The organism is Natronococcus sp. CG52 (assembly GCF_023913515.1).
In the GTDB taxonomy this organism is placed as follows: Archaea; Halobacteriota; Halobacteria; order Halobacteriales; family Natrialbaceae; genus Natronococcus; species Natronococcus zhouii.
The window spans coordinates 1,651,187-1,675,753 of record NZ_CP099391.1 but is presented as its reverse complement, the minus strand read 5'-3'; the positions used below and the strand labels follow the sequence as shown (position 1 = coordinate 1,675,753).

24 protein-coding genes, 1 tRNA gene and 1 pseudogene are annotated in these 24,567 nt (G+C 62.8%); 8 read left to right on the top strand and 18 right to left on the bottom strand.

What is annotated here, in order from left to right:
• Positions 1-14: 14 nt before the first annotated feature.
• The gene (locus NED97_RS08530; protein ID WP_252490275.1) at positions 15-746 is read right to left on the bottom strand and encodes a GNAT family N-acetyltransferase; all 732 of its coding nucleotides are present in this window, start codon (positions 744-746) and stop codon (positions 15-17) included.
• A gap of 254 nt (positions 747-1,000) precedes the next feature.
• On the opposite strand from NED97_RS08530, the gene NED97_RS08525 reads away from it, so the two are divergent.
• Entirely contained in the window at positions 1,001-1,453 is a 453-nt protein-coding gene (locus NED97_RS08525; protein WP_252490274.1) for a hypothetical protein, read from the top strand.
• A 434-nt stretch (positions 1,454-1,887) separates the two neighbouring features.
• On the opposite strand, the gene NED97_RS08520 is transcribed toward NED97_RS08525, so the two are convergent.
• The 4 genes from NED97_RS08520 to NED97_RS08505 all read right to left on the bottom strand — a co-directional run bounded on the left by NED97_RS08520 (position 1,888) and on the right by NED97_RS08505 (position 9,038).
• Positions 1,888-2,577 carry a helix-turn-helix domain-containing protein gene (locus NED97_RS08520; RefSeq protein ID WP_252490273.1) on the bottom strand — a complete coding sequence of 230 codons (690 nt, stop codon included), beginning with the start codon at positions 2,575-2,577 and terminating at the stop codon, positions 1,888-1,890.
• Between the two features lie 208 nt (positions 2,578-2,785).
• Positions 2,786-5,089: a catalase gene (locus NED97_RS08515; protein WP_252490272.1), complete on the bottom strand. Its 2,304-nt coding sequence runs from the start codon at positions 5,087-5,089 to the stop codon at positions 2,786-2,788.
• Positions 5,090-5,344: 255 nt separating this feature from the next.
• Positions 5,345-6,118: an enoyl-CoA hydratase/isomerase family protein gene (locus NED97_RS08510; protein WP_252490271.1), complete on the bottom strand. Its 774-nt coding sequence runs from the start codon at positions 6,116-6,118 to the stop codon at positions 5,345-5,347.
• Positions 6,119-6,557: 439 nt separating this feature from the next.
• The gene (locus tag NED97_RS08505; protein ID WP_252490270.1) at positions 6,558-9,038 is read right to left on the bottom strand and encodes an ATP-binding protein; all 2,481 of its coding nucleotides are present in this window, start codon (positions 9,036-9,038) and stop codon (positions 6,558-6,560) included.
• 300 nt (positions 9,039-9,338) lie between these two features.
• On the opposite strand from NED97_RS08505, the gene NED97_RS08500 reads away from it, so the two are divergent.
• The 3 genes from NED97_RS08500 to NED97_RS08490 all read left to right on the top strand — a co-directional run bounded on the left by NED97_RS08500 (position 9,339) and on the right by NED97_RS08490 (position 11,467).
• Positions 9,339-9,497, top strand: coding sequence for a hypothetical protein (locus NED97_RS08500; RefSeq protein WP_252490269.1), 159 nt, complete (start codon positions 9,339-9,341; stop codon positions 9,495-9,497).
• A gap of 1,008 nt (positions 9,498-10,505) precedes the next feature.
• Complete coding sequence (locus NED97_RS08495) at positions 10,506-10,940, top strand: type IV pilin (protein WP_252490268.1); 435 nt, start codon at positions 10,506-10,508, stop codon at positions 10,938-10,940.
• A 2-nt stretch (positions 10,941-10,942) separates the two neighbouring features.
• Positions 10,943-11,467, top strand: coding sequence for a type IV pilin (locus NED97_RS08490; RefSeq protein ID WP_252490267.1), 525 nt, complete (start codon positions 10,943-10,945; stop codon positions 11,465-11,467).
• Between the two features lie 85 nt (positions 11,468-11,552).
• Here NED97_RS08490 and NED97_RS08485 read toward each other — a convergent pair whose 3' ends face one another.
• On the bottom strand, positions 11,553-11,738 hold the full coding sequence (locus NED97_RS08485) for a hypothetical protein (RefSeq protein ID WP_252490266.1): 186 nt from the start codon (positions 11,736-11,738) through the stop codon (positions 11,553-11,555).
• A gap of 88 nt (positions 11,739-11,826) precedes the next feature.
• Between NED97_RS08485 and NED97_RS08480 the strand changes: the two genes are divergently transcribed.
• Together NED97_RS08480 and NED97_RS08475 are read left to right on the top strand one after the other, a co-directional pair.
• Positions 11,827-12,243, top strand: a complete 417-nt coding sequence (locus tag NED97_RS08480) for a hypothetical protein (protein ID WP_252490265.1) — start codon at positions 11,827-11,829, stop codon at positions 12,241-12,243.
• Positions 12,244-12,315: 72 nt separating this feature from the next.
• A complete protein-coding gene (locus tag NED97_RS08475; protein ID WP_252490264.1) occupies positions 12,316-12,459 on the top strand; it encodes a TRASH domain-containing protein in 144 nt (47 codons plus the stop codon).
• Positions 12,460-12,543: 84 nt separating this feature from the next.
• On the opposite strand, the gene NED97_RS08470 is transcribed toward NED97_RS08475, so the two are convergent.
• The 7 genes from NED97_RS08470 to NED97_RS08440 form a co-directional block, all read right to left on the bottom strand.
• A complete protein-coding gene (locus NED97_RS08470) occupies positions 12,544-12,807 on the bottom strand; it encodes a hypothetical protein (protein ID WP_382207616.1) in 264 nt (87 codons plus the stop codon).
• Between the two features lie 48 nt (positions 12,808-12,855).
• Positions 12,856-13,314 (bottom strand): hypothetical protein, encoded by a 459-nt coding sequence (locus tag NED97_RS08465; protein ID WP_252490598.1) that lies wholly within the window; start codon positions 13,312-13,314, stop codon positions 12,856-12,858.
• A gap of 405 nt (positions 13,315-13,719) precedes the next feature.
• Entirely contained in the window at positions 13,720-13,884 is a 165-nt protein-coding gene (locus tag NED97_RS08460; protein WP_252490263.1) for a hypothetical protein, read from the bottom strand.
• The gene (locus tag NED97_RS08455) at positions 13,881-14,480 is read right to left on the bottom strand and encodes a J domain-containing protein (protein WP_252490262.1); all 600 of its coding nucleotides are present in this window, start codon (positions 14,478-14,480) and stop codon (positions 13,881-13,883) included. Before NED97_RS08455 ends, NED97_RS08460 begins: the two co-directional genes overlap by 4 nt.
• Entirely contained in the window at positions 14,473-14,712 is a 240-nt protein-coding gene (locus NED97_RS08450; RefSeq protein WP_252490261.1) for a DUF7563 family protein, read from the bottom strand. Before NED97_RS08450 ends, NED97_RS08455 begins: the two co-directional genes overlap by 8 nt.
• Before the next feature lie 165 nt (positions 14,713-14,877).
• Positions 14,878-15,052 (bottom strand) — tRNA-Trp (locus NED97_RS08445).
• Between the two features lie 46 nt (positions 15,053-15,098).
• Positions 15,099-16,124: a DUF5794 domain-containing protein gene (locus NED97_RS08440; protein ID WP_252490260.1), complete on the bottom strand. Its 1,026-nt coding sequence runs from the start codon at positions 16,122-16,124 to the stop codon at positions 15,099-15,101.
• Between the two features lie 414 nt (positions 16,125-16,538).
• On the opposite strand from NED97_RS08440, the gene guaB reads away from it, so the two are divergent.
• Positions 16,539-18,038, top strand: coding sequence for an IMP dehydrogenase (gene guaB / locus NED97_RS08435; protein ID WP_252490259.1), 1,500 nt, complete (start codon positions 16,539-16,541; stop codon positions 18,036-18,038).
• Between the two features lie 75 nt (positions 18,039-18,113).
• Here the strand turns inward: guaB and NED97_RS08430 are convergent, their stop codons facing one another.
• Positions 18,114-19,778, bottom strand: a complete 1,665-nt coding sequence (locus NED97_RS08430) for an AMP-binding protein (RefSeq protein WP_252490258.1) — start codon at positions 19,776-19,778, stop codon at positions 18,114-18,116.
• Between the two features lie 158 nt (positions 19,779-19,936).
• Positions 19,937-20,548, bottom strand: a complete 612-nt coding sequence (gene cmk / locus NED97_RS08425; RefSeq protein WP_252490257.1) for a (d)CMP kinase — start codon at positions 20,546-20,548, stop codon at positions 19,937-19,939.
• 464 nt (positions 20,549-21,012) lie between these two features.
• Here cmk and NED97_RS08420 point away from each other — a divergent pair, with 464 nt between their 5' ends.
• Positions 21,013-21,792 (top strand): SDR family NAD(P)-dependent oxidoreductase, encoded by a 780-nt coding sequence (locus NED97_RS08420; protein ID WP_252490256.1) that lies wholly within the window; start codon positions 21,013-21,015, stop codon positions 21,790-21,792.
• An 83-nt stretch (positions 21,793-21,875) separates the two neighbouring features.
• Here the strand turns inward: NED97_RS08420 and NED97_RS08415 are convergent, their stop codons facing one another.
• From NED97_RS08415 to NED97_RS08405, 3 genes and pseudogenes are all read right to left on the bottom strand, one after another.
• Positions 21,876-22,343: a hypothetical protein gene (locus NED97_RS08415; protein WP_252490255.1), complete on the bottom strand. Its 468-nt coding sequence runs from the start codon at positions 22,341-22,343 to the stop codon at positions 21,876-21,878.
• A pseudogene (locus NED97_RS08410) lies at positions 22,340-23,935 on the bottom strand (sodium:solute symporter family transporter). Before NED97_RS08410 ends, NED97_RS08415 begins: the two are co-directional and overlap by 4 nt.
• Positions 23,928-24,428, bottom strand: coding sequence for a hypothetical protein (locus tag NED97_RS08405; RefSeq protein ID WP_252490254.1), 501 nt, complete (start codon positions 24,426-24,428; stop codon positions 23,928-23,930). The pseudogene NED97_RS08410 and the gene NED97_RS08405 overlap by 8 nt, the downstream one beginning before the upstream one ends.
• Positions 24,429-24,567 lie beyond the last annotated feature (139 nt).

Sequence of the window (24,567 nt, the reverse complement as noted above, 5' to 3'; positions counted from 1 at the left end):
GTCCGTCGAACCGGTCAGAGTTCGACGGCCATCATCACTTCGTCGACGTAATGACCGTTTAGCTTGTAGTGGTCCTCCCGGACCGCCTCGGTCTCCCAGTCGTGTTCTTCGAGGAAGGCGATCGCGTCCTCGTTCGTCGAGGGGACGCTCTGGTAGACCTTCTCGTAGCCGTTCGAGGCCGCCCACTCGAGGCCTCGCGAGAGGAGGTGCGCACCGATACCGTGCCCGCGATATCCCTCGAGGACGCCGACGGTGAGTTCGGCGGTGTGGGAAAGCTTCTCCAGTTCCGGCGCGTTGAGGTGGACCCAGCCGACGACCTCGTTGTTGACGGTCGCGACGAAGAACATCCGCGACTCGAGTTCGTTGTGGCGGAGCAGTGCCTCCTCGTGGTCGATCTCGTCGGCGACGCTCTCGGCCTCGATGTACGTCCGTTCCTCGGCGACCTGTCGGATCGCGCCGATGACGCCCGAGAGGTCCTCCTGTCTCGCCGGTCGAATGTGGAACTCGAGTTCCGCCGACCGGTACTCCTCTTCGGCACCGGCGTCGATCGTCACTCTGAGGGTGCCGTCTTTCTCCTCGAGACGACCGTCGCGCTTCAGGATCGCGACGTGGTGGCGGAAGCCGCCGGGATCGATGCCGAGACGGTCCTGTGCCTTCGTGGGATCGACCGCTCCGTGTCGCTCCACGTACTCGTAGATTTGCTTGCGGTCCGCGTGGCCGAACTCGAGGGAGTCACGAAGTGCCATGGCATGTAATACCTCCCCACGGACTTAACCGTTGGCCAGCCAGTCGCTACCTGTAGTAGCCACTGAAGTCAGTGCACACCTGATCGCACGGCGGCTCTGTAATCGGGTGCAAACCGTTTCCGTTGTTAGTATAATACCACAATATGTGAAGCCGGACAGTAATATCGTACTACTTCTACCACAGAGATGCGTGGGGTAACTGGAAACTCGAACGGGGTCTGCCCGGCGCTGAATATAAACGGCTTGCACCTGCTATGCTTGGAACGGAACTGCTGATTACTGGCGGCGCACTCGCACTGGTCGTCGTGCTCGGACTGATCGCTCACGAGTGGTCACACGCTCTCGTGCTTCGGCTCGCTGCCATCGACTACACGATTTCGTACGCACCGGATCGGCGGGGCGGCGTCCTCGGGCTGTTACGGAGCTGCCCGTGGGCGGTCGTCCAGCCACACCCGACCGGTGCTGAACCACCCTGGATCCTCCGCGTCGCAGCCCTGGCACCGCTGTTCCTCGCCGTCCCTGCGTTCGTGTTCGTCGCCACCGGGAGCGGGACCAGCCAGCCGCCGGTCGTTACGGCAGCGCTGATCGGCTGGCTCGCCTGTGCGATCCCCAGTCCGCAGGACTTCTCGGTCGTGTTTCACGCGCACACGGCTCTCCAGGGTCAGACAGAGACGAACGGGACGAGGCGCGTGCCACACGCGGATTGACGATCCGGGACTCGAGAGGAGGGACGGCCGGCCGCACGGGAGGTACAAAGCGGTTTCTCGTTCTTCGGAACGGATACGGGATCGTGCCTGGGCCGAGGCACGACCCGAGCCTCACAGCGGAGCGGTCACACAGCCACGAGTGACCGCCGAAGGTGATTGAGCACGAGTCATCCACCGGCACTTCCTAGACCGCGTAGCAAGGCCGCTGTCCGTCGGCGATTACGCCGACACCTCACTGTTACTCTGTCAACTATTAAAGGTAATTGTTGGTGCGAAATGAGTCTAGGTTGCGATAAAATATCCTATTCCCACACTTACCCGATGCAGAATCAAATTATTTCGAAATTAAATTTCCGATCATATTCGGGTGTTGTCATCCGTCCAGGTGATCTGGAACGAAGGTGAACGGAATCCGCCGCGTCCCGAAGACCGGCTCACGGATCGATCTTCGGTGGTGCGATGTCGTTCGACAGTTCGGCGCTAACGAGCGCGGCGTGACTCCGACGGAGACGCTCGGAGAGCGCCTGATGAGAGATGTCCAGTTCGGCCGCGAGTTCTTTCAACGTTACCTTCCGCGGAACGTCGAAGTACCCCAGTTCGTGGGCCTTACAGATCGTCTCGTACTGGGTCTCGGTGAGCGGCGTTCGCGTACTCGGGAGATCGCTCATGCCGGTGACCCGTGCCACGTTCACCCGAAAATCGTACTGGTCGAACATCGCGTGACACTCGGAGACGGCCCGGCGATCGTGAAAGAGCAACTGTACCGACCAGTGATCGTTCTGCCCGCTCGCTTCCAGAATCGCTCCCTCGTTCTCCGAGACGAGTTGCTGAAACAGTTTGACCCGACTTCCGAACTCGAGACGATACAGCCACCGATCACGCACCCGTTCGTCGCCGTCGCGTTCGTTCCGGGGATCGTCGGTCAGATCGGCGATGATCTCCACGGTAGGATCCGCCTCGAGTGCCCGCCGAACGGATCGCTGGTCCGGGCCAGATACCCAGACCAGCGGGGGAAAGTCACCGACCATCCCGCCGATGTGAAACTCGAACGTCGAAACACGATCGAACGCGTGGGCAACTCCGAGCCGATCGGCCGGAATCTCGAGATCGACGACTGTCGTCATCACCAGTACAGTCCACAAATCTGTATAGACCAGTTACGTTACCGGTAGTGCTTCCCGCCATCCAATCCCCGTGACTGACGCCCGACGCTGACACTCATCCCGATTGACCGGTCGTCTCGTGGCGGTAAGCCTGCTCCGGACGGGAGTCAGACGGTGATCGATCGAACGGTAACCGTCGGAAAAGGCCGACCGGCGGAGCCGTCTCGAGTTACGCGGGGACTTCCTTCGGAGACCGTTCCCAGTGGCGGTGCTGTGCGATCGCATCGACGAACGTCTCGAGGAACGCGTCCAGTTCGCCGTCGTCGCGACACGTCACGACTCCGGCTGACGAGACCGGCCCCTCGCCGTCGTCGGCGACGTCGACGTCCGGGAGTTCGACGGTCTCGAGCAACTCGGTCCCCTCGCCGAGCGCGGCGATCGGCTTCTTGTGCTTGAACGCCTCTGCGACGAAGTGCTTGGCGTCACCCTGCTCCTCGAGGGCGTCGACGCCGTCACTTCCGCCGGGAACGAAGACCGCGTCGTACATGATCGAACCGCTCGCGACGTGGTGCTGGTCTGCTTCCACCGCGTCGCCGTCTTCGCCTTCCTTCTCGCCGAGTACCTTCGAGATCACCGTGACCTGGGCGTCGCGGTTCTCGAGTTCCTCGACGACCCTCGAGACGTGGTCGTCCTCGAAGCCGTCGTCGAGCAGTACGGCGATCTTTCGCGTCTCGATCGTGTCCTTTACGGTGTTCTCCATGCTCAGCGCGGACGACTCCCTGTCGTGGTCGGGAAGCTGATCGCCGGGCTCTTCGGGCGGTTCGATCCCGATCCCCTCGGCGACTCGCTTTGCGAACTCGTGGTCGACGTTGTTGAAGTGGTCGTAGACCATTCGCTCGCGAATCTCCACCCGGTCGACCTTGCCGAGTTCGAAGTGCGCGGCGTCGATGATGTTCTCCTTCTCGGGTTCGCTCATGCTGTTCCAGAACAGCCGCGCCTGCGAGTAGTGGTTCTCGAAGCTCTCGCTCCGGTTGCGGATCTTCTTCCCGTCGACCTTCTCGGCGTGGTGCTCGTAGCCGCCTTCCTCCTCGGGGGCCTCTTCCGGATAGTCGTCGCCGATCGAGTTCGGGGAGTAGGAGACCGTGCTGTCGTTGATCTCCCGGCGCATGAAGCCGGCGCGCTGGTTGTTGTGGCGCTCGGCGATCGGTCGGTTGATCGGGATCTCGTCCCAGTTCGCGCTGCCGAAGCGGTTGAGCTGGGTGTCCTGGTAGGAGAACAGCCGCCCCTGGAGGAGCGGATCGTTCGAGAAGTCGATCCCGGGGACGACGTTGCCGGGATGGAAGGCCGCCTGTTCGACTTCCGCGAAGAAGTTGTCCGGCGTCTCGTTGAGCACCATCTTCCCGAGGGGCCGAACCGGGACCTCCTCCTCGGGGATGATCTTGGTCGGATCGAGCAGGTCGAAGTCGAACCGATCGGCCTCCTCTTCCGCGACGATCTGGACGCCGAGTTCCCACTCGGGGTAATGACCGTCCTCGATGGCGTCGTAGAGGCTCTTCCGGTTGAAGTCCGTCGCTTTGCCCGCGAGCTTCTGCGTCTCGTCCCAGACCAGCTGATGAGTGCCGAGTTTGGGCTTCCAGTGGAACTTGACGAAGACCGACTCGCCATCGTCGTTGACGAGTCGGAACGTGTGGACGCCGAATCCCTCCATCGTGCGGTAGTACCGGGGCAGCGCGCGGCCCGAGAGCACCCACATGATCATGTGCGTGATCTCCGGCTTGAGCGAGGCGAAGTCCCAGAAGGTGTCGTGGGCCGCCGACGCCTGGGGCATCCCGTCGTCGGGTTCGGGCTTGATCGCGTGCACGAGGTCGGGGAACTCCATCGCGTCCTGGATGAAGAAGATCGGGATGTTGTTCCCGACGAGGTCCCAGTTGCCCTCCTCGGTGTAGAACTTGGTCGCGAAGCCGCGGACGTCTCGGACGGTGTCGGCCGAGCCGCGGGAGCCGACGACCGTCGAGAAGCGCGTGAACACCGGCGTCTTCCGGTCCGGATCCTGCAGGAACGAGGCCTTCGTCAGTTCCGAGACGTCGTCGTACTCGCCGAGATCGGGATCCTCGTAGGGCTGGAAGTAGCCGTGCGCGCCGGTCCCGCGGGCGTGGACCACGCGCTCCGGGATCGACTCGTGGTCGAACTGCGTCATCTTCTCCCGGAAGTGGAAGTCCTCCATGATCGTCGGCCCGCGCTCGCCCGCCTTCAGGGAGTTGTCGGTGTCGCTGACCTTGACGCCGTGATCGGTCGTCAGCTGCTCGCCCTCGGGGTTCTCGCGGACCTCGTCGAGCTGTCGGTGTTTGCTGTTCTCGTCGACCTCCTCGCCGCCGTCGTCGCTCGTCCCCGTCGATCCGGGGTCCGCGCCCGAGCCGTCGGCTCGAGGCGATCGCCGGTCGTCACCGCGGTCCGCGTCCGGAGCGTCGGCGTCAGTCACGTCCGCTTCTCGGTCCTGTTCTCGATCGGAATCGGGAGCGTCGTCTGCTGTCATGGGTTGGATCTCCTCTCGGGTTCTGGTGATCCGGCCGCGAGCGTGAACGATGTTGCCGGCTCCGGATCGGTAGCCTCCTTCGTCCGATTCGACGAAAGAACCCGTAACAGTCACCCAGACATATGCTTGCAGCCGATACGTGCGGTGGAAAAAGTAGATCGAATCCGCCGTAGTTCGCCACTGTAGCGTCACCTGATCGCCGAACCCGCACCGGGTTCGGAGGCGACCCGAATCGCCCGCAGTCGGGAGGCGCGATTACTCGAACGTCGGTTCCCGATCCTCGAGGAACGCCGACATCCCCTCGCGCTGGTCGTGTGACCCGAACAGACTGGCGAACGTTCGCTTCTCGTAGTCGAGCCCGCTCGTCCGGGAACCCTCGCCGAACTGGTTTATCGACTGCTTCGCCGCCCGGAGGGCGAACGTCGGCTTCGACGCGAGGCGGTTCGCGAGTTCGGTGACGACCGACTCGAGGTCGTCGTCCGGAACGACCTCGCCGACCAGGCCGACCTCGGCGGCGCTCGCCGCGTCGAGGCGTTCGCCGAGGAAGATCATCCGTCTGGCCGTCTCGTCGCCGACGAGTCGAGGCAGCCGCTGGGTCGCCCCCCAGCCCGGAATGATGCCGAGATCGATCTCGGTGTTGCCGATCAGCGCGGACTCGCTCGCGACCCGGAGGTCGCAGGCGATCGCCATCTCACAGCCGCCGCCGAACGCGTAGCCGTTGACGGCGGCGATCGTCGGCGCCGGGAACGACTCGAGGGCGTCCGCGACCGAGTGGCCGAGTTCGCCCCACTCCTGGGCCTCCTCGGTGGTGAGGTCCTGCATGTAGCCGATGTCCGCACCGGCGATGAACGCGTCGTCGCCGGCACCCGTAAGCACGAGCGCACGCGCGTCTCCGTCCGCCGCTTCCGTGAGCGCCTCGTCCATCGCCTCGAGCGTCGTCACGTCTAACGCGTTGAGCGCGTCGGGGCGGTCGATCGTCAGCGTCGCCACGTCGTCGTCCCAGTCGAGCCGGACGGTATCCCGTGCCATGGGGTCGGATTCGACGGACGGTGTAAAAAACCCGACGGCTTCGTGACTCGAACCAACGCCGACTGTAACTCCCGTCCGAAGCGGTGTGAAAGGTGGAAAACGCACTTTAGCGACGGGAACGTAGGTTTCTCTATGCAGAGCATCTACAGCTGCTCGGACTGCGGAGCCCACTTCAGAGGGACCCACCGGGCGTGTTCACTCTGCGGGGAGAGCGGAGACACGAGTCGGGGGACGTGTCGCCGCTGCGGCAGCCGACTGGTCGAGTCACCCGACCAGCGCTGTTCGACCTGTGGTTCCGAGGACGTAACGCGGGTTTCGTTCGACACCGAGTGAGTGGTGTGGCGAACACGGAGCCGACTCGTCGCTGGATCGTTACCCGCCGACGAGTGGAGACGGCGCCGTTCCGTTAGCTCTTCGCACCGCAATCACTCGCCGACGCTTATTCCTCGAGCACCGTGGCTGGCGGCAGCGTGATCGTAAACGTCGAGCCCGCACCGGGTTCGGAGTCGACCTCGATCTCGCCGTCGTGGCGTTCGACGATGCGCTGGCAGAGCGCGAGACCGATCCCGGTCCCCGACTCCTCGTCGTGCGTGTGCAGTCGCTGGAACAGCTCGAAGATTCCGTCGAGCTCGTCCGACTCGATCCCGATCCCCTCGTCGCGAACCGAGACGGCCCACCCTTCGTCGGATTCCTCGGCCGAGACGTGCACGCGAGGTGGCTCGTCCCCGCTGTACTTGATCGCGTTACTGAGCAGGTTCTGGAAGAGCTGACGGAGCTGATCGGCATCCCCGGCGACGCGCGGCAGTGACGCGACGGTGACGTCGGCGTCCGTCTCCTCGAGTTGCAACTGGAGATCGGATCGCACCTCCGAGAGAACCTCCTCGAGGTCGACCGGCGCGAACGGATCGCCGCGCGTGTCGACTCGGGAGTACTCGAGCAGTCCGTCGATCATCTCGCGCATCCGATCGGCGCCGTCGACGGCGAACTCGAGGAACTCCTCGCCGTCCTCGTCGAGTTCGTCGTCGTACCGGCTCTCGATCAGCGAGAGGTAGCTCGTCACCATGCGCAGCGGCTCCTGGAGATCGTGCGAAGCCGCGTACGCGAAGTGTTCCAGCCGTTCGTTCGACTCCTCGAGTTCCGCGACGAGTTCCTCGAGTTCGCTCTGGTACTGCTGGCGCTCGAGTTCGTAGCTGAGCCACTGGGTGGCGAGTTCGACGAAGCTCCGTTCCGCGGGCGTAAACGGCGTCGACCGGCTCGAGTTGTCGGCGAAGCAGATCGTCTTGTACTGGTCCTCGTCGAGGTCGATTCTGGACCCGACGTAGGCGTCGAAATCCCACCGTTCGTAGGCGCGGTCGTCCACCCCGCCCTGGGACGGGACGTCTTCCAGGGCCAGCAGCTCGTCCGACTCGATCGTCCGTCGACAGTACGTCTCGGAGAGCGAGGTCGTCGTTCCCGGCTGCAGCCGCTCGTCCTCGCCGATCGCGTAATCGACCTCGAACTGATCCCTCTCGGCGTCGATACTGGCGACGAAACCGACGTCGAGACCGAGCCGCTCGCGGCCGAGTTCGAGCAGGAGGTCGACCTTCTCGCCGAACTCCTGGTTCGGGTCGGCCGTGATCTCGTAGAGTCGCTGGAGCGTCCAGTTGTTCTCCCGAAGCTCTCGTTCGAACGTCTTCTGCTCGGTCACGTCCCGGAAGTAGACCGACAGACCGGTTTCGGAGGGGTACACGTTCACCTCGAACCACGCGTCGAGCGACGGAACGTACTCCTCGAACGACTCCGGTTCCTGGGTCGCCATCGCCGTTCGGAACTTCGATTCCAGCGTCGACCTGGAGTCGGGAAACACCTCCCAGAGCGATTTTCCGACCAGTTCCCGACCGTCGGCGCCGATGTGTTCGGCGGCGCGGTCGTTGACGTGAGTGAACGTCCACTCAGGATCGAGACCGATGAAGCCGTCCGTGATACGGCTGTACACCTCGTCGAGTTCCTCCTCGAGCCGTCGCTGTTTGGTGACGTCCCGGACGACACAGACCATGTTGCCGTCGTCCGTCATCGAGAGGGAGTGGTCCTCGATAAACTGCGTGCCGTCGCTGCGAAGCCCGACCGTCTCTCCGGACCAGGTGTCCGCGGTCGAGAGCAGCGGGAGGACGTCCTCGTAGATCTCGTCGGTCATCCCCTCGGGATAGAGCGCCTCCCAGCGCATCCCGTACATCTCCTGGGGTTCGTACCGGTAGAGGTCGGCGTAGGCGTCGTTCACGTAGACGAACTCGCCGTCCTCGTCGAGGAGACTGATCCCCTCGCTGGCGGTCTCGAGCGCGCTGACGATCCGTTCCCGTGGCGGTTCCCAGGCGGTCCGATCCGCCTGATACGTCCGGGTATCACGGTCCGAGGCCGCGTTCTCCGCCGCGGAGGAGATGACGTCCGCGACCTGCCGGAGGAACTCGACCTCGTGGTCGTCGTACGCTCGCCGCTCGCTCGTGTAGGTCTCGAGGACACCCCACGGCTCGTCGTCGGAGCCGACGACGACACGGACCCCGCTCGTCACGTCGTGGGTCGCGAGCAGCGCCGACTCCGAACCGATCTCGTCCGACTCGCGATCCCCGACGACGATCGGTCCGTCCGAACGGAGCGCGTCGTCGACTCGAGATCCCTGCCCGATCGGAACCGTCCCGGTCTCGCCCGCATCGTCGTCCCAGCCGATGCCCGCTCTGAGAACCGCCTCGTCGTCCGCGGGATGCAACTCGAGGAGGCTCGCGTACTCCGCGTTCAACGCGTCGACGGCGGCGGTCACTGCATCGTTAACGAACTGGTCGAACTCGTCGCTCTCGAGGGCCCGTTGAGCGAGGTCGGTGACGATTTCCTGTCGCCGAAGGCGAGCAGCGGTCGTCGATTCCGCGTCCCGATGGGACGGTGGGGTCATTGGAGTTATTGGGGCTGCCAGATGGAAAAGATCTCTGCTACCACTCCGCGTGTAACGGACGCATGGCCGCCCGAATTGCCGTTCTCTCGCCGTAGCGGACGCTCGCTCTACGTCGGCCGTAACTGGGTGTGGGATTCGCCGCGACCGTCCGACGAATCTACCGCACTGGCTTCCAGCCGACAGGATACTGCCCGGTTCGTTCCTCGTGGTCGGGTTCGAGCCCGGCGGTCGATCCGCCCACCGGGCTCTCGAAGTTCGTTTCGGCGGGGGGCTTTTGTCCGTCTGTAACCTACTTCGAGTATGTCTACCAAGTCGCCGGTGTACTGTCCCGTCTGTAACGAATCGATGGAGGAAGACGAGACTCTCGAGCACCACCTGGTCTACGACCACAAACCACGCGAGTTAGCCAAGCGACTCGTTTCCGAGTGGGAAGCGGAGGAGTTCGGCGACGCCGTGTGAGTTCCGCGGTCGGTTGTGTGGGACTCGAGTCGTTACAGAGCGGGCGGTTTGCGTGACTTTTCCGGAGTCCGACTGCGGTCTCTCGATCGGCATCGCTCTCGAGTGCGTACTCGGCACTCTCGACGAGCGCGCGGAGTTCGCTGCGGGACTTCCAGTGCGAGTGCGACACTCACGACACTCATCAGTTGTAACCCGTGTCCTCACATCCCACTTGTGTAGTGCGGTACCTCTTGACGTTCAAAGAGGGAACAACTAGCTGTGAAAAGCACTACCTGCCCTACCCGCGAGACGGAGGTGCTGAGCACCCTCCTCGAATCGGGAGGTGAAGTGAGAGTCGACTGTACCAGGGGTGACGAAAGCTGGGTCGCCGACCAGTGATCGGTGCCGCCTGCGGCGGTGTCGCTCACCTCGAATCTCGAGCACACGCCGATCCTGCTCGTCGATAGCCCTCGGTCAGAATAGCTCGAGGACTCGAGAAAAGACTCTCCTGGATCTTTACTTCGGATAATCGGAGGGATGTGAACCACGAGGACTTCGCTTCGCTCGTCCTCCGGGCTCAAATACTCCCCCGGACCGCGTCCCACGAATCCGCGTACCGCCCACCGTCGTAGGTCCGCGCGAGATCTTCGGCGCGAATCACGGGGTCCGAAGTGGTCATATCGGTCCAGTGTGAGCGCGATCCTATAACCGTTCGTGTATTATCCGAGAACGGATGAAACGGCTACTATCGGCAGTTATGAACCGTCCAAGGGGTGCCTGTAGGGGTTCTACACCCGCCTAATTCTCACATCTGAAAACCCTAGATGTCATTGATACTTCTTGATTTCATGACTGTCAACAAGATTTATTAGTACTGGTTTAACTGTCCTAATTAGCACCCGAAGAACGCGGAACGGAAGGCGACGCGAACAGATCGGTTGGATCCCCCAATCCCACTGGACGCGTCACCGGAACCGACCACGGTGGTCACAAAAAGCCTTCCGCCGCTGTGGTGGTGCAGATCAAACTATGGACGGAAAAGCAATCGTACGGAAGCTCGTCGGCAACGACGAGGAACGCGCAGTATCGCCAGTTATTGGGGTTATCTTGATGGTAGCCATCACGGTCATTCTCGCAGCCGTGATCGCAGCATTCGTTCTCGATATGGGTGATAGTATTGAGGGCGAAGCACAGGCAGGAGTGTCAATCGACATTGATAATGACGACAGGGAAGGTACGATCCAAATCACCTCGTCTGGAAATGCAGTAGATTTCGAAGTACGAGGTGACACAGATAGCGTGGATAGTACTGCAGAAGGGAACTTCGATAGTAGCGGAGATACACTCTCGATAGGCGAAACTAGTGGAGATGTTCAGGTGTCTGGTTCTGGTACAATTACTGTCGTTGCCATAACTGACTCCGATACCGAAACTACCGTCGCATCCGAAGATTACGACTTCTAATTATGGATGGGAAAACGATCGTACGGAAGCTCGTCGGCAACGACGAGGAACGCGCAGTATCGCCTGTCATCGGGGTTATCTTGATGGTAGCTATAACGGTCATTCTCGCGGCCGTGATCGCAGCATTCGTTCTCGATATGGGTGATAGTATTGAGGGCGAAGCACAGGCAGGAGCAACAATTGAAGTCGAAAATAATTCGAACACTCAACAGGTTCAGGTTTCAGTGACGTCAATGGGCAATGCGGAGGAAATTGAGTTGGGCGGTGATTACACCGGCAGCGCAACTCTCACTGAGTCTGGAGATGTTGTTACCTTCACATGGGAATTAGACGACACTAACACCGAAAACGGATTCGATAGTAATGGCGATGGAAATGGAGACAATAATGACTGGGACTTTAGCGCGATTGATCCTGGTGACCACCAACAAGGTACCCTGACTGTGATCGCAGTTACTAATGATGACACTGAAACCGTTGTCGCCTCTGAAGAGTTCGAATTCGGTGGCTATGACGCCTACAACTAACTCAATATAGAGCATCTTCTTATCTCAAATTGTATTTATCCAGATTTTCAATTACGTCTCTTACATAACGACCTACTCCTATTACTCATACATTGATTTCCTCAACAAGTTCGAGCGTCCATTCACCGTCGTCGACGTGCTGAATGTGGACGTGGTGATCGCCGTCGATCTCGCCGTTTTCGTCGAGCAGTACCTCAACTCGGAGATCATCTTTCGGTAGCGTAACGCCAGCCGAGTTCTTGTCGAGCTTCCGGAGTTTGTTCAATGCCATGTACCGGGCGGCAACCCTCCTTGGTATGAAATTTGTTGAATCATGGTTTTGCTGACTTTTTCGTCAGACGGGGGCGACGGCCGAGCGTATGGCACTCAGCCTACCGCAGAACATGGTTCCCGCCGCGGTACGTCGGGAAGACGGAATCGATCTTACAGACAACCTGCTCGCGCCGTTGTTCGTGATCGCGTCGTTCTCGATCGGCGCGGTCGGGACGCTCGAGTTCTCGGCACCGCTGAACGTCGCGCTCACCGATGCACTCTACGCGGCCCACGGGACGGAGATCACGGACGCGTTCCTGATCTCGATCGAGGTGCTGATCACGGCGTGGCTCACGAACGAGAGTACGCCGGAGGAGTGGACCGACGTCGAGACAGTCGTCGTGCTCCTCGCGGTGCTGCTGAACGAGCTCGGGGCGCTCGTGCCGGCCGTGCAGGTCACCATGGGGCCCAGCACGGCTACTCACCCCGCTCGCGGTCAGTGCCCGTGTGTAGCGACCGGTTGACACTGTATCCTTGTAATTGCAGGGAAAGCACTCCTTGCCGCGTTGCCTGTCTCTTCCGTGAGGAGAATCCACATGGAAAAGTGCCCCGTTTGTGGTGAGGAACTCTACGAGAGCGAGGAAGAACAGATCGTAACTCTCTATCAAGGGAAGAATATCCACTTCTGCTCCACCGATCATCGGGACGAGTTCGAAGAACGGCCCGGGGAGTACATGTAACCGCTTGAATACGGGAGAATCCTTCCCAGATGGTAGCAGGGTACTGAACCAGTCGCTCAGTACCGTTCGTACAGGTATTGTCGCTCACGCCGACTCACCTCCGTTCTCGAGCAGTCCCGAGAGGACCGCTACCGGGTTCCACCACGTCGCACCCTCGCACGGGTGGCAGACGTGTTTGAACGACGTGAGGTCCGTCGCCTCGAGCGTCGTCGGATCGACGGTCGGCTCCTGGTCGAGTTCCTCGAGCGTCGCGCGTTTGACTCGGATCCGCCCACAGCCCACGCAAATTGCGTCGACAGAACCGACAGTTTCGAATCCGGTCGGCTCGCGCCCAGTTCCCGGCGATATCACGGATCTGATCCCGACCGTCTCTGATCGCGAGGTCGGTATCGGAACTCACAGCCGACCACCCACGGGTGCCTCCGGATCGACGAACTCGGGCTCGATCACGTGCGACCAGGCGAGCTTCGCGACCCCGGATTCCGAGCGCGACCCGCCGACGTCGTACCACCGACCGCGAAGCAGTTCGTCGAACAGGCTCGCCGGCACGATCGCGCGGGCGACCTGGGGCAACCCTGGCCGCGGAAGGTACACTGCGAGAAGGTACATCCCGCCCGCCTCGAGCAGCCGGTCGTGCGCCGCCCGCTTCACGTAGAACCGGCCGCGAGTCGATCCGCTCCCGTTGCCCGTTCGAATTTGACAGCCCTTGATCTCAACAGGGACGTCCGACTCGACGAGGACGATCCCGAAGAACGGCAGCGACTCACTCGGCTCGAGGACAGTCGACGTCCGCGCGTCGTGCCAGGTCGCCGTCCGGTCACCGACGTACTCGAGTGCGCCGATGGTCTGGACGATCTCGGCCTCGAGGGCGTCGCCGCTCGCCTTCGGACTTTCGAGGGCCGATACCCTCGATTCATATCAAACCGCCGTACGAGAACGCTATATCCGTCGACTGCCTGACGGTGCTAATGAACGGAAACGAAGAGTCCCGCAAAGTAGCGGCAGTCTGTGAGTCGTGTGGTTCCGCATACGCTGCCGTCGAACACCAGAACGGGGAAATACGCCCTATCGGAAGTCCCGCCGGATGTTGCGGTGATGCCGAGTTGGCGGTAGTTGAGGACGGGCGTTCCGAATCAAACACCTTCGAGAACTCGTGATCAGCCCTCGCTACTGCGGTCTCGATTTTTACGCCGACCACCCCACGATCCTCGAACGGATCACCGCTCGCATTCGAACGTTCGAAGGGCGATGCGCGCGAGCTCATCGCCGACACCCTCCATTTCGCGTCGCGTTCTCGGGCTGTGCAAATTCGTGGCGCTCGAGCGCGCGCCGAACCTGCTCGTCGGTCGCCTGCTCCGCAGGGTGGGCTACGGGCGTCCGACTCGCGACGTGATACAGCCGACTCGCCGGGACGAACTCCGTCATCGGCCACCTCCCGGTCCGTCGGCCGTCATCGCCTCTTTCGCGCCCTTGATTCGCCGGAACTCCGCTGTGCTGCCACCAGTATCAGGATGGGCGTCTTTGATCTTTTCGCGGAACGCCCGCCGGATTTCGAACTCGTTCGCGTCCGGAGCGACGTCTAGAATCTCGTGTGGCGGCACCTCCGCAGCGATCGGTTCCTCGTCTGCCGGTGGTAGTCGCGCGTTCGCGAACTCCGGCTCGCCGGTGACGACCGGCCGCTGCTCCGTCTTGCGCTTCTCGCGGACGTACCGTCCGAATGTTCGCACGTTGTCGCGGAGTCGCGAGAACCGGTCGCAGGCCACCGCGTACTGCTCGCCGTCCATGCTCCAGCGGAGCACGAAACCTGGATCGTCGGGGTTCGCACGAGTGTATGGACGCTGATCGCTCTTGCGCTGTTGAGCGTCGAACGAGTAGCGGAAGTCGTCGACGTCGAGTCGCGACAGCTCCGCCTCGAGATCGTCGAACGCCTTCGACAGCGAGACGTCGAAGTTCTTATTCCGAGTTCGCTCACTCGACAGCGTTCGGTCGAACTCCGGCGGCCACTCGAGGCGTTCAGACATCGGCCTCACCTCCGTGACGGCCGGGCGACGTCTCTGGATCCGGGATCGGGACGTCGATGCCAGCAGCCGAACCGCGAGTCAGCCGGGCGTACGTATCGCATTCGCCGCAACGGTGGGCGTGGTCGCCGTTGTCGCCGTAGACGCGACGGAACCGCTCAGAAACGTGGGCGCCGCAGTTGCGACACGTCGAATTGTCGATCGACGATCTAGGGGCGACCGTCACGCGGACCACCCCCTGTTCAGAATGTATCGAGAACGCGAGAAAAGCCTCTCTTGGTTTTTTATTTCAGATAGGGTCGGGGGGATTCGAACCACGAGGATTTCGCTTCGCCCGTCCTCTGGACTCAAATCCTCCTCGTTCAATTGCTGCTGCTCGCGGATTTGCTCGCAGCAGAAATGGGGTCGGAGGGATTTGAACCCCCGATCGACTGATATCTCCGGTGCGCCTCGGAACTCCAGAGGGTCATCACACGGACACTGATCAGGTGTCCGATCAGTATATCAGTCTGGAGTGTCGTCCCGGGCGCGTTGCCTCTGGAGTCAGTCGCCATCCCTGGCTTGGCCACGACCCCTCGAGAACACGTTGGGGGATACGCCGTAAAGTGGTTTCGATTCGGGTTACAGCCAGGGGGCTCGTTCTTCGGTCTCGCTCGAGTCGCCCCGACCAGAGTCGTCGTCCGACTCGTCGGTAGTCCTACTGGCGTCCGCCGACGGGACGGAGTCCGAGTCGGGCACCGTCTCGCGGCCGCCGTCGGTGGACGTGCTCGAACTCGAGTCGCGCCCGTCGAACAGCGGGCCGGTGCCGACTGCCGGTGCGGTGTCAGACGTCACCGACGCCGGCGGGGAGGTGACGCTCGAGGGCAGTTCGTCGATCGTCTCCGACGCGGTGGTCTTCGATGCGGACTCGTCGTCGCCGCGCTCGAGCGGGATGTCGAGCGCGAAGACGGCGGCGACGACGAGCGCCGCGAGCGGCGCCTGTCCGAAGGCCATCCCCAGCAGCGACAGCGGCAGCAGGCCGAGCGCGACGGCGCTACCGAAGCGGAACCGGTCGATGTCCATGTACTCCCGCAGGTAGGACCCGCTGAGGGCGACACAGAGCGCGAACGCGACCCCGACGACCGCCGCCAGCGTCGCGTTCGCGACGAGTGCGGGATTATCCATCACGGCGAACGAGGCGCCCGCCGGATCCAGACTCGCGACCAGTCCGAGTCCGACGATAACGGCGGGGCTCGGCAGATACTCGCCGATCGTCGCACTCGCGGTCTTGGCCGCGATGGCGAGGATCACGACCGCCGCGAAGCGCTCGAAGATTTCGGTGTTGAGGACGCTGCCGATCGCGGGCGCCAGTGCCGCCTGCAGGGCGGCAAGCAGAATCAGCGGGATGCCGACGAGCAGGACGACCTTCACCTGTTCGCGGGGCGTCCCGCTCATCTCGGCGAGGATTACTGCGACGGTTGCACTCCCGCCGAAGATCAGCAGGCCGACCTGGACGGCGCCCCACGGATCGTCTAACGCACCGGTGAGGATCAGCGCCGGGAAGATGCCGTCGACCAGCGGGAGCATCATCACCAGCGCTAACAGTCGCGTATCGCCGCCGACGAGGTTCTCGAGGCGAAGGGCGATCGGGTGCTGTGACGTACTCATCGCTCAGGGTCGATGGCCGTGACCCGAGGCCGAGGGGTGTTGTGACGACGAATGCCGTGCTGACTCGAGCAGCCAGCGCATCCGGTCGGGGCCTCGTGCTGTGAGTTTAAATGTAAAGTTCCCGAAAATTTTGGTGGCGACGGAGTCGAAGCTCGTCTGACCAACGGTTCGGGATTCGCTGGAACTCACAGCGTGCATACACGAGTTGAGCACTGGCCGGTCAATAAACGTTGCGTGGGAAGTGGTTACACAACTCGGCGTATTTTCGACAACGACGAGCAGATTCTGACGAAAGTGAACGAATTTGGGCGCACAACGTGAACACCCGAAACCGGAGGAGGGAGCCCATCGTCAGTCGTTCACACCCGAATTCCGTCTCGCAATACTTTTTGCCGGCGGTTTCGGACAGTTTACATGGCGAACGATACTCCCGAGCACGAGCCGTATTCTTCGAAGCTGCAGGTACCGGAAGCGCTGACGTTCGACGACGTCCTCCTTCGACCGAAGGAGAGTCGCGTCGAACCGGACGACGCCGACCTCACCTCGCGCGTCTCGAAATCTGTCGAGGTGTCGGTCCCGATCCTCTCGGCCGCGATGGACACCGTCACGGAGAGCGGCATGGCGACCGCGATGGCCCGCCACGGCGGACTCGGCGTCATCCACCGGAACATGAACGTCGACGAGATGGTCGAGGAGATCGAGCGCGTCAAGAGCGCCGACGAGCTCATCATCCCCCTCGACTCGGTCGTCACCGCCGACCCCGAGATGACGGTTCGCGAGGTCGACGAGCGAATGGCCCGCGAGGGCGTCGGCGGCGCCCCCGTCGTCAACACGAACGGCGAAGTCCTGGGCATCATCTCGAGTACCGACATCCGGCCCCACCTCGAGGTCAACGAGGACGACCTCGTCACCGAAGCGATGACCGACGAGGTCATCACGGCACCCGAGGACATCGACCCGCGCGAGGCGTTCGAGCTGATGTACGACCACAAGATCGAGCGCGTCCCCGTCGTCGACGACGAGAACCTCCTCGTCGGCCTGGTGACAATGCAGGGCATCCTCCAGCGCCGCGAGTACAAGGAAGCCGTCCGCGACGAGGACGGTCGACTCCGCTGTGGCGTCGCCGTCAGCCCGTTCGAGAGCGAGCGCGCGGCCGCCGCCGACGAGGCCGGTGCCGACGTGCTGTTCATCGACACCGCCCACGCGCACAACATGAACGTTATCGAGGGCGCCCGCGAGATCAAGGAGTCCGTCGAGGCCGACATCGTCGTGGGCAACGTCGGTACCCGCGAGGCGGCCGAGGAGCTCGTCGACTTCGCCGACGGCATCAAGGTCGGCATCGGTCCGGGATCGATCTGTACGACCCGCGTCGTCTCCGGCGCCGGCATGCCTCAGATTACGGCCGTCGCGCAGGTCGCCGACGTCGCGAGCGAACACGACGTGCCGGTAATCGCCGACGGCGGCATCCGCTACTCCGGCGACGCGATCAAGTCGATCGCCGCGGGCGCCGACGCGGTCATGCTCGGCTCGTACTTCGCCGGCACCGACGAGGCCCCCGGCCGCGTCGTGACGATGAACGGCAAGAAGTACAAGCAGTACCGCGGCATGGGTTCCGTCGGCGCGATGAAGTCCGGCGACGCCGACCGCTACCTGAAGGAAGACCCCGAGGACGACGACGAGTACGTCCCCGAGGGCGTCGAGGCCGCGACGCCGTACAAGGGCACGCTCAAGTCCGAACTTCACCAGCTCGCGGGCGGCATGCAGTCCGGAATGGGCTACGTCGGTGCAGGAACGGTCCCCGAGTTCAAGGAACGCTCGGAGTTCGTCCGCGTCTCCTCGGCCGGCCAGGCCGAGAGCCACGCCCACGACGTCGTCATCACCGACGAGGCGCCGAACTACTCGCCGAACGAGTGAGCGCGGCACCTCGAGACCGAATTCGAGTCGCTCGTACGCAATCGATCTACACACCGTCGATCCGCGCACCACCCGTCACGTCTCTTTGAGCGCGGTTCGGCGAATCTTTCCCGTCGTCGTCTGCGGCAGTTCGTCGCGGAACTCGATCTCGCGCGGGTACTCGTACTCGGCGAGTCGATCCCGGACGAGGTCGCGGATCTCCTCGCGCAGCGTGTCGCCCGTCGATGCGTTTTCGGCGGGCTGGACGACGGCCTTGATGATTTCGCCGCGTCGCTCGTCCGGGACGCCGACGACGCCGACCTGCGCGACCGCCGGGTGCTCGAGGATCACCTCCTCGACCTCTCGCGGCCCGACGCGGTAGCCGCTCGTGATGATGAGGTCGTCGTCGCGCGACTTGAACCAGAGGAAGCCGTCGCCGTCCCGCTCGGCGAGGTCGCCGGTCAGGTGCCAGACGCCGCCGTCCGGCCCGTCCTCGAGCGTGACGCGCTCGGTCTTCTCCGGCGCGTTCCAGTACTCCTCGAAGATCACGGGGTCGTCGCCGCGACGGACCGCGATCTCGCCGATTGCGCCGGTTTCGATCGGATCGCCCGTCTCGGGATCGAGTACCCTGACGTCGTGACCCGGGACCGGTTTGCCCATACTCCCCGCCTTCGCCGGGAACCACTCTCGACAGTTGGTCACCAGCAGGTTGGCCTCCGTCTGGCCGTACAGTTCGTTGACGACCGTTCCCGCGAGCGCCTCGTCGGCCCACTCGAGAATTTCGGGCGTCAGCGGCTCTCCGCCCGAACAGATCGCGCGGATCGAGAGATCGTACCGTTCGGTCGGGTCGTCGACGTCCATCAGCATCCGGATCGCCGTCGGCGGCAGGAAGGTCCCGGTGACGTCGTACTCCGCCATGAGTTCGAACGCGGCCTCGGGGTCGAACGAGCCCATCGGGTAGCCGACGACCGGTTGTCCGTAGTGCCAGGCCGGGAAGACGAGATCGCCGAGCGCGCCGATCCAGGCCCAGTCGGCGGGCGTCCAGTAGACGGCGTCGTCGCCGATGTCGTGTTCGAAATACATGAAAAAGGCCGGGCAGTGCCCGAGCCAGACGCCGTGCGTGTGGAGCACCCCCTTCGGCTCGCCGGTGCTCCCGCTCGTGTACATGATGATCGCGGGCGTGTCGACATCGGTTTCGGCGACCTCGTAGGCGGACTCGTTCCAGTCGATCCCCGAAAAGCTCGAGACCGTCGCGTTGCCAGCCTGCTCCGCGTCCGGATCGCCGTCGACGACCAACACGTGCTCGAGCGCCGGGCAGTCGGGCGCGACCTCGCGAATCGTCTCCCACTGCGACGCGTCGACGACCGCGATCCGGGCCTCGCTGTCGGTCAGCCGGTAGCGCAGCGCGTCCGTGCCGAACAGCACCGACAGCGGTAGCGAGACGGCACCAAGCTTCCAGCACGCGAGGTGCGAGAGGGCGTTCGCGGGCTTCTGTGGGACGACGACGGCCACGCGGTCGCCGTACTCGAGTCCGCGCGACTCGAGGGCGTTCGCGACCGCGTTCGACCGCGCGTCGAGGTCGTCGAAGGTGTACGCCTCGTCGCCGCCGTCGGACGCGGTCTGGTAGAGCGCGACGCGTCCCCCGTCGTCGTGTTTGCCCACCAGATCCGCGGCCGCGTTGAACCCTTCCGGAACGTCCCACGTGGACGTCTCGCGGGCCCCCTCGTACGTCTCGGCGTCGATCGTAACGAAGTACGTCATTCGTGCGGTGTGTGGACAGGTAGCGAGAAAGAACTACCGCCGTCGGACGACCGCCGCAGCGGAGCGGAACCACCCCGAGTCGCCGCTACCGCCTCTCGCGTTCGAGCACGATTCGCTCGAGAAGCCACGCTACGAAATACGGTCGGACGGAAAATCAACTAGAGATTCACGGTCGGCGTCGAGAACGCCCCCTCGTCGATGTCGGGATCGTACTCCTCGAGTGCGGTGCGGACGAGTTCGAACACCCCCTGCTTGCTCCAGCGGGCGGTGTTGATGTGGAGATCGTAGAACTCGCGGTCGTCGATATCGATCTCGTAGTAGGAGTGGTACCGTCCCGCCTCGCTGACTTCGCGGACCCGCATCTCGGCCTCGGTCTCGATACGATCCTCGATTCGCTCGAGGCGGACGTCTTCGGGCGCGTCGAGCCAGATCCGAAGGTCGGCGCGTTCGCCGGCGAGCCAGCCCGCGAGACGAGACTCGAGGATGAACGGCTTGTTCGCCATCCCCCACTTCTCGGCGATGGACTGCAGCCGTTGATCGAGCGCCCGGTCGATCTCGTCGGACGCCTCCGCCTTCGCCGTGAGCTGGTTGAGGTTCAGCTCCCGATCCTCGGCGAGTTCGCGGAAGATGTCGCCGCCGGAGACGTACGGACAGCCCATTGCATCGGCGAGGCGTTTACAGAGCGTCGTCGCCCCGCAGCCCGGCGGACCGGAAACCGTGATGAACAGTGTCGTGTCGATCTCGGCCGTCGACGGATCTCCCGTGGACATGGGTGACCGCTCGTCGTTCACCGTAAAAAACGATCCGTCTGCCGCGTCGAGAAACTCGAATTCGGGCTCGGGGCGGTTATCGGGGTTTCACGCTTCGGACGCCGTTTTCCCTAAGGCTGTGAGGGAGGTGTGGGAATGAAACGGTAACTGCTCCTCGGAAAACAGCGGTGAGTGCGTCGGAAACTGGTGGCTGGAAATCGACCGAAAAGGGGAATCGATCTCGTTGAAGCGCCGTTCTTCAGGCGATGATGGCGGCTTCCAGGACCGCGTTCACCGGTGTGGCGAGCGTGTACGCGCATTCGACCCCAGAGTCTGTTGCTGGTACAGACTCCTGATCCGAAAACGCCGCTCGGCCGTCGGGAAGTGAGAGACGGATGTAGTAACGGAGGTAACGAACCGAATTATCTACAGTTGCTCCACGATCAAAATAATTAAGCCCGTTTAGGAGAGGGATCAGTTATATTATGGCTACCGGATCAGATAAACGAACGGTAATCGTAACGGGATCGACGAGAGGATTAGGAAAGAGTATCGCAAATCGGTTCGCGGAAAACGGTGATAATGTTGTTATTTGTTCGCGATCACTCGATGACTGTGAACAAGTTGTCGAGGAGTTCGAAGAGAGCGGCGGATCGGCTCACGCGGTCGAAGTCGACGTGAGCGAAAAACCGTCGGTCGACAATCTGATCGACGAAACCGTCGACCGCTTCGGTAGTCTTGACGTAATGGTAAACAACGCAGGTATCAACATCCGCGGTCCCGCGGAGGAGATGTCGCCCGAGGAGTGGCAGCGGGTCGTCGACGTGAACTTAACGGGAGTCTTCTTCTGTGCGCAGGCGGCCGGAGCCCAAATGATCGAACAGGGAGACGGCGGTGAAATTGTCAACATCTCGAGTATGATGGGGAGTATGGGACAACAGGATCGAACTCCGTACAATACGACGAAGGGAGGTGTTAACAATCTCACTCGGTGTCTCGCTGTCGAGTGGGCGGAACACGATATACGCGTGAACGCTCTCGCACCGGGATATATCATGACTGAAATGGTCGAACAGGCTCAAGATGATACCGGATTCGATCAGCAGGATATCAGGGATAGAACGCCGCTCGATCGGTTTGGGACGCCGGACGAAGTTGCGAACTGCGTCGAGTTCCTCGCTTCAGGAGACAACTTCGTCACCGGAGAAGTGCTTACTGCCGACGGTGGCTGGACGGCGTTCGGCTGGGGTTGCAAAGATAACTGAATACCGTTGTCTCGCATCCGTCAGTAGATCTCAGTAGACGGTCCCCCGCTTCCTTTCGATTCAGAGAGGTTGGCAGAACCGACTCAGAAGAACGACCAGCGCCGCGTTTCTGTCTCGACGTCGACGTGATCGAGGCGCGGATCGTTCTCGAGTGCGGCGACGACCCCCTCCTGTGGATCGGCCTCGCTGGTACTGACCAGCGTCATCTCCCCGTCGTACCGGGTGCCGTCCTCGTCTCTCCACTCGATTTCGAGTTGCGCGCGGCGAAACCGCGTTCCCTCGACGTGGCGAATCGACTCGAGGTTTTCGAGCGGGACCGAAAAGTTCTCCTCGGCGAGCCCCTCGAGTTCCTCGAGACGGCTGTCCTCGACGATGGTGCGGTCACGTTCGCCCATATCGGCTCGCAACAGCATCGACCGGTAGGACTGGCCGACGTAACACCAGACGAGCCGCTCGTCGGTGAGCACCAGTTCCCAGAACTCGATCGAGTTCGGGCGCTGGCGCAGCCACCGCGCGAAGCGGGTGATCGGCTCTTCGTTTTCGGTCATCATCGTTCGAACAGGGGGTGCAGATCGGCCGGGAGGTCCTGACCGTTCTGCGTCGCGATCGAGACGAAGATGAACGCGACCATCGCGACCAGCAACGCGACCGCTTCGACCGGCATCGCTTCCGCGAACGGATAGGTCGCCATGACGGTCTCGTTGAGCGACTGGGCCCAGCCGGCTTCGAGGGCCTCCGCCATCTCGGCTGGAACGTTGTACACGATGTTGAACGCCATCCCGACGACGAGCGAGGCGATCGCGCCCTCCTTCGTCGCCCCTTTCCAGTTCAGCCCGAGGACGGCGACGGGAACGAACGCGGCGGCGAAGAAGCCCTAGCTGATCGCCCCCAGGATGCCGACGAGCGCCTGCGAGTAGAAGACGACGATCGTCGACAGGACCGTCAGCGTCGCGAGTGCGGCCTGAGTCACGCGGAGTTCGGTCTTGTCGTCCGTAATGGGGCGTCCCATCGCGCGCGGAATGTCCCGCGAAATGGCCGCCGCACCGATGTTGAGGAACGAGTCGCTCGTCGACATGATCGCCGCGAGCAGCGCCGCGAGGATCAGCCCGGCGATGACGCTCCCCGTGTGATCGAGGACGAAGACGGGACCGACCTCCGAGGGAGCGAACGTCTCCTGTCGCTGACCGGCTTCGACCATCGCTCGCATCGACAGCCCGGCGGAGAACGCGATCAGGCTCGAGATGGCGTAGGAGATGGCGGCGATAGGTGCGCCCCACTTCAGGATCGTCATGTCACGGCTCATGTAGAACTTCGTGATCAGGTGGGGCTGTCCGGCCGCGCCGACGGAGAACAGGATCCACCACGAGATGCCGACGAAGACGGCCGTGGTCGCGGTGCCCATCGCCCCGAACGGCGAGATGAGGTTCGGATCCGCGCTCGCCAGGTTCTGCGAGATGTTCGCCATCCCGCCGCCGAACGACATCGCGTAGACGAAGACGAACGCGGCGCCGACGATCATCGTGATCGCCTGCAGGAAGTCCGTCCAGACGCCGGCGATCATCCCGCCGAGCATGCTGTACAGCAGCAGGATCAGGGCACCGCCGAGGAGCCCCCAGAGCAGCGGAATGCCGAAGATGGCGCGCATAACGTACTGGAGCGCGGCCAGGTTGACCGCGAGATAGGCGACGACGCCGAGCGCGACGGCGACGCCGCTGAGTCCCCGAACCCAGTCGCTCTCGTACCGGACGTACATCGCGTCGGGAAGCGTCAATACGTTCCGGATATCGGCGAGTACACGCATTCGCTTCGCGAGGACGACCCACGTCAGCAGGAAGCCGAGCGGCGCCGTGAAGAAGATCCACAGCGCGGTGGTGCCGAACGAGTAGACCAGTTCCGGCCCGCCGACGAAGCCGAACCCGGACTGGATCACCGAGAACGCCGTCAGCGCGAGCACCCACGTCCCGATGCTCTTGCCCGTGATCAGGAAGTCGCTCGTGGTATCGGTCTGCTTCCAGCCCCAGGCGCCGATGAGGACGACGATCAGCAGGTACGCTGCTCCGAAGCCGATGATGATCGGATCGTCCGCGACCGGGATTCCCTCTTCCTGGAGCAGGAACGGGGAGAGCGCGGCGGGATTATTCATCGCTCACCTCACCTCCGTCGGTCGCCTCCATGGACCGTTTCGGCTGTTCGGGTGCCAGCGGGAACGACTCCCGCTGCTGTTCTTCGCGCGCCTCCGCGAGGATGTCGTCGACGATCTCCTCGCTGGCGATCCGGTCGAAGATCAGCGCGTAGTAGATCGCCGCCGTAAGCGGCAACAGCCAGATGAACGCGAAGTAGACGAGCGTCGGCGTCGGAACGCCGAGAGCGTAGCTGTACTCGGTCGCACCCGGCTCCCACGTCAGCCAGATCCCGCCGAGACCGAGCAGGAAGAACGCCGCCAGCGCGCCGATCAGCCCCGTGTACGGAGCGAGGTCGGGATCCCCGGCGCTTCGCTCGATCGACGCCACCGCGAACACCGAGAGAATGACCCCTGCGCCGACGAACGAGAACGCTCTGTACCACCCGAGACTCGCCGCGATCAGTGCGACGATCGAAAGCACACCGACCACGCTCATCGTTACGTTTCGCGCCATTGGTCTGTCGACCCCCTCGAGTACGAGCGCCGTTTCGTTTCGGTCACACCAGCGTTGAACTCCCCACGACTCGACCGATGCCCCGTGACCCCGCCCAGACCGGGGTCACGCCGATCGACTCGCGCATCTTTGTTACCAG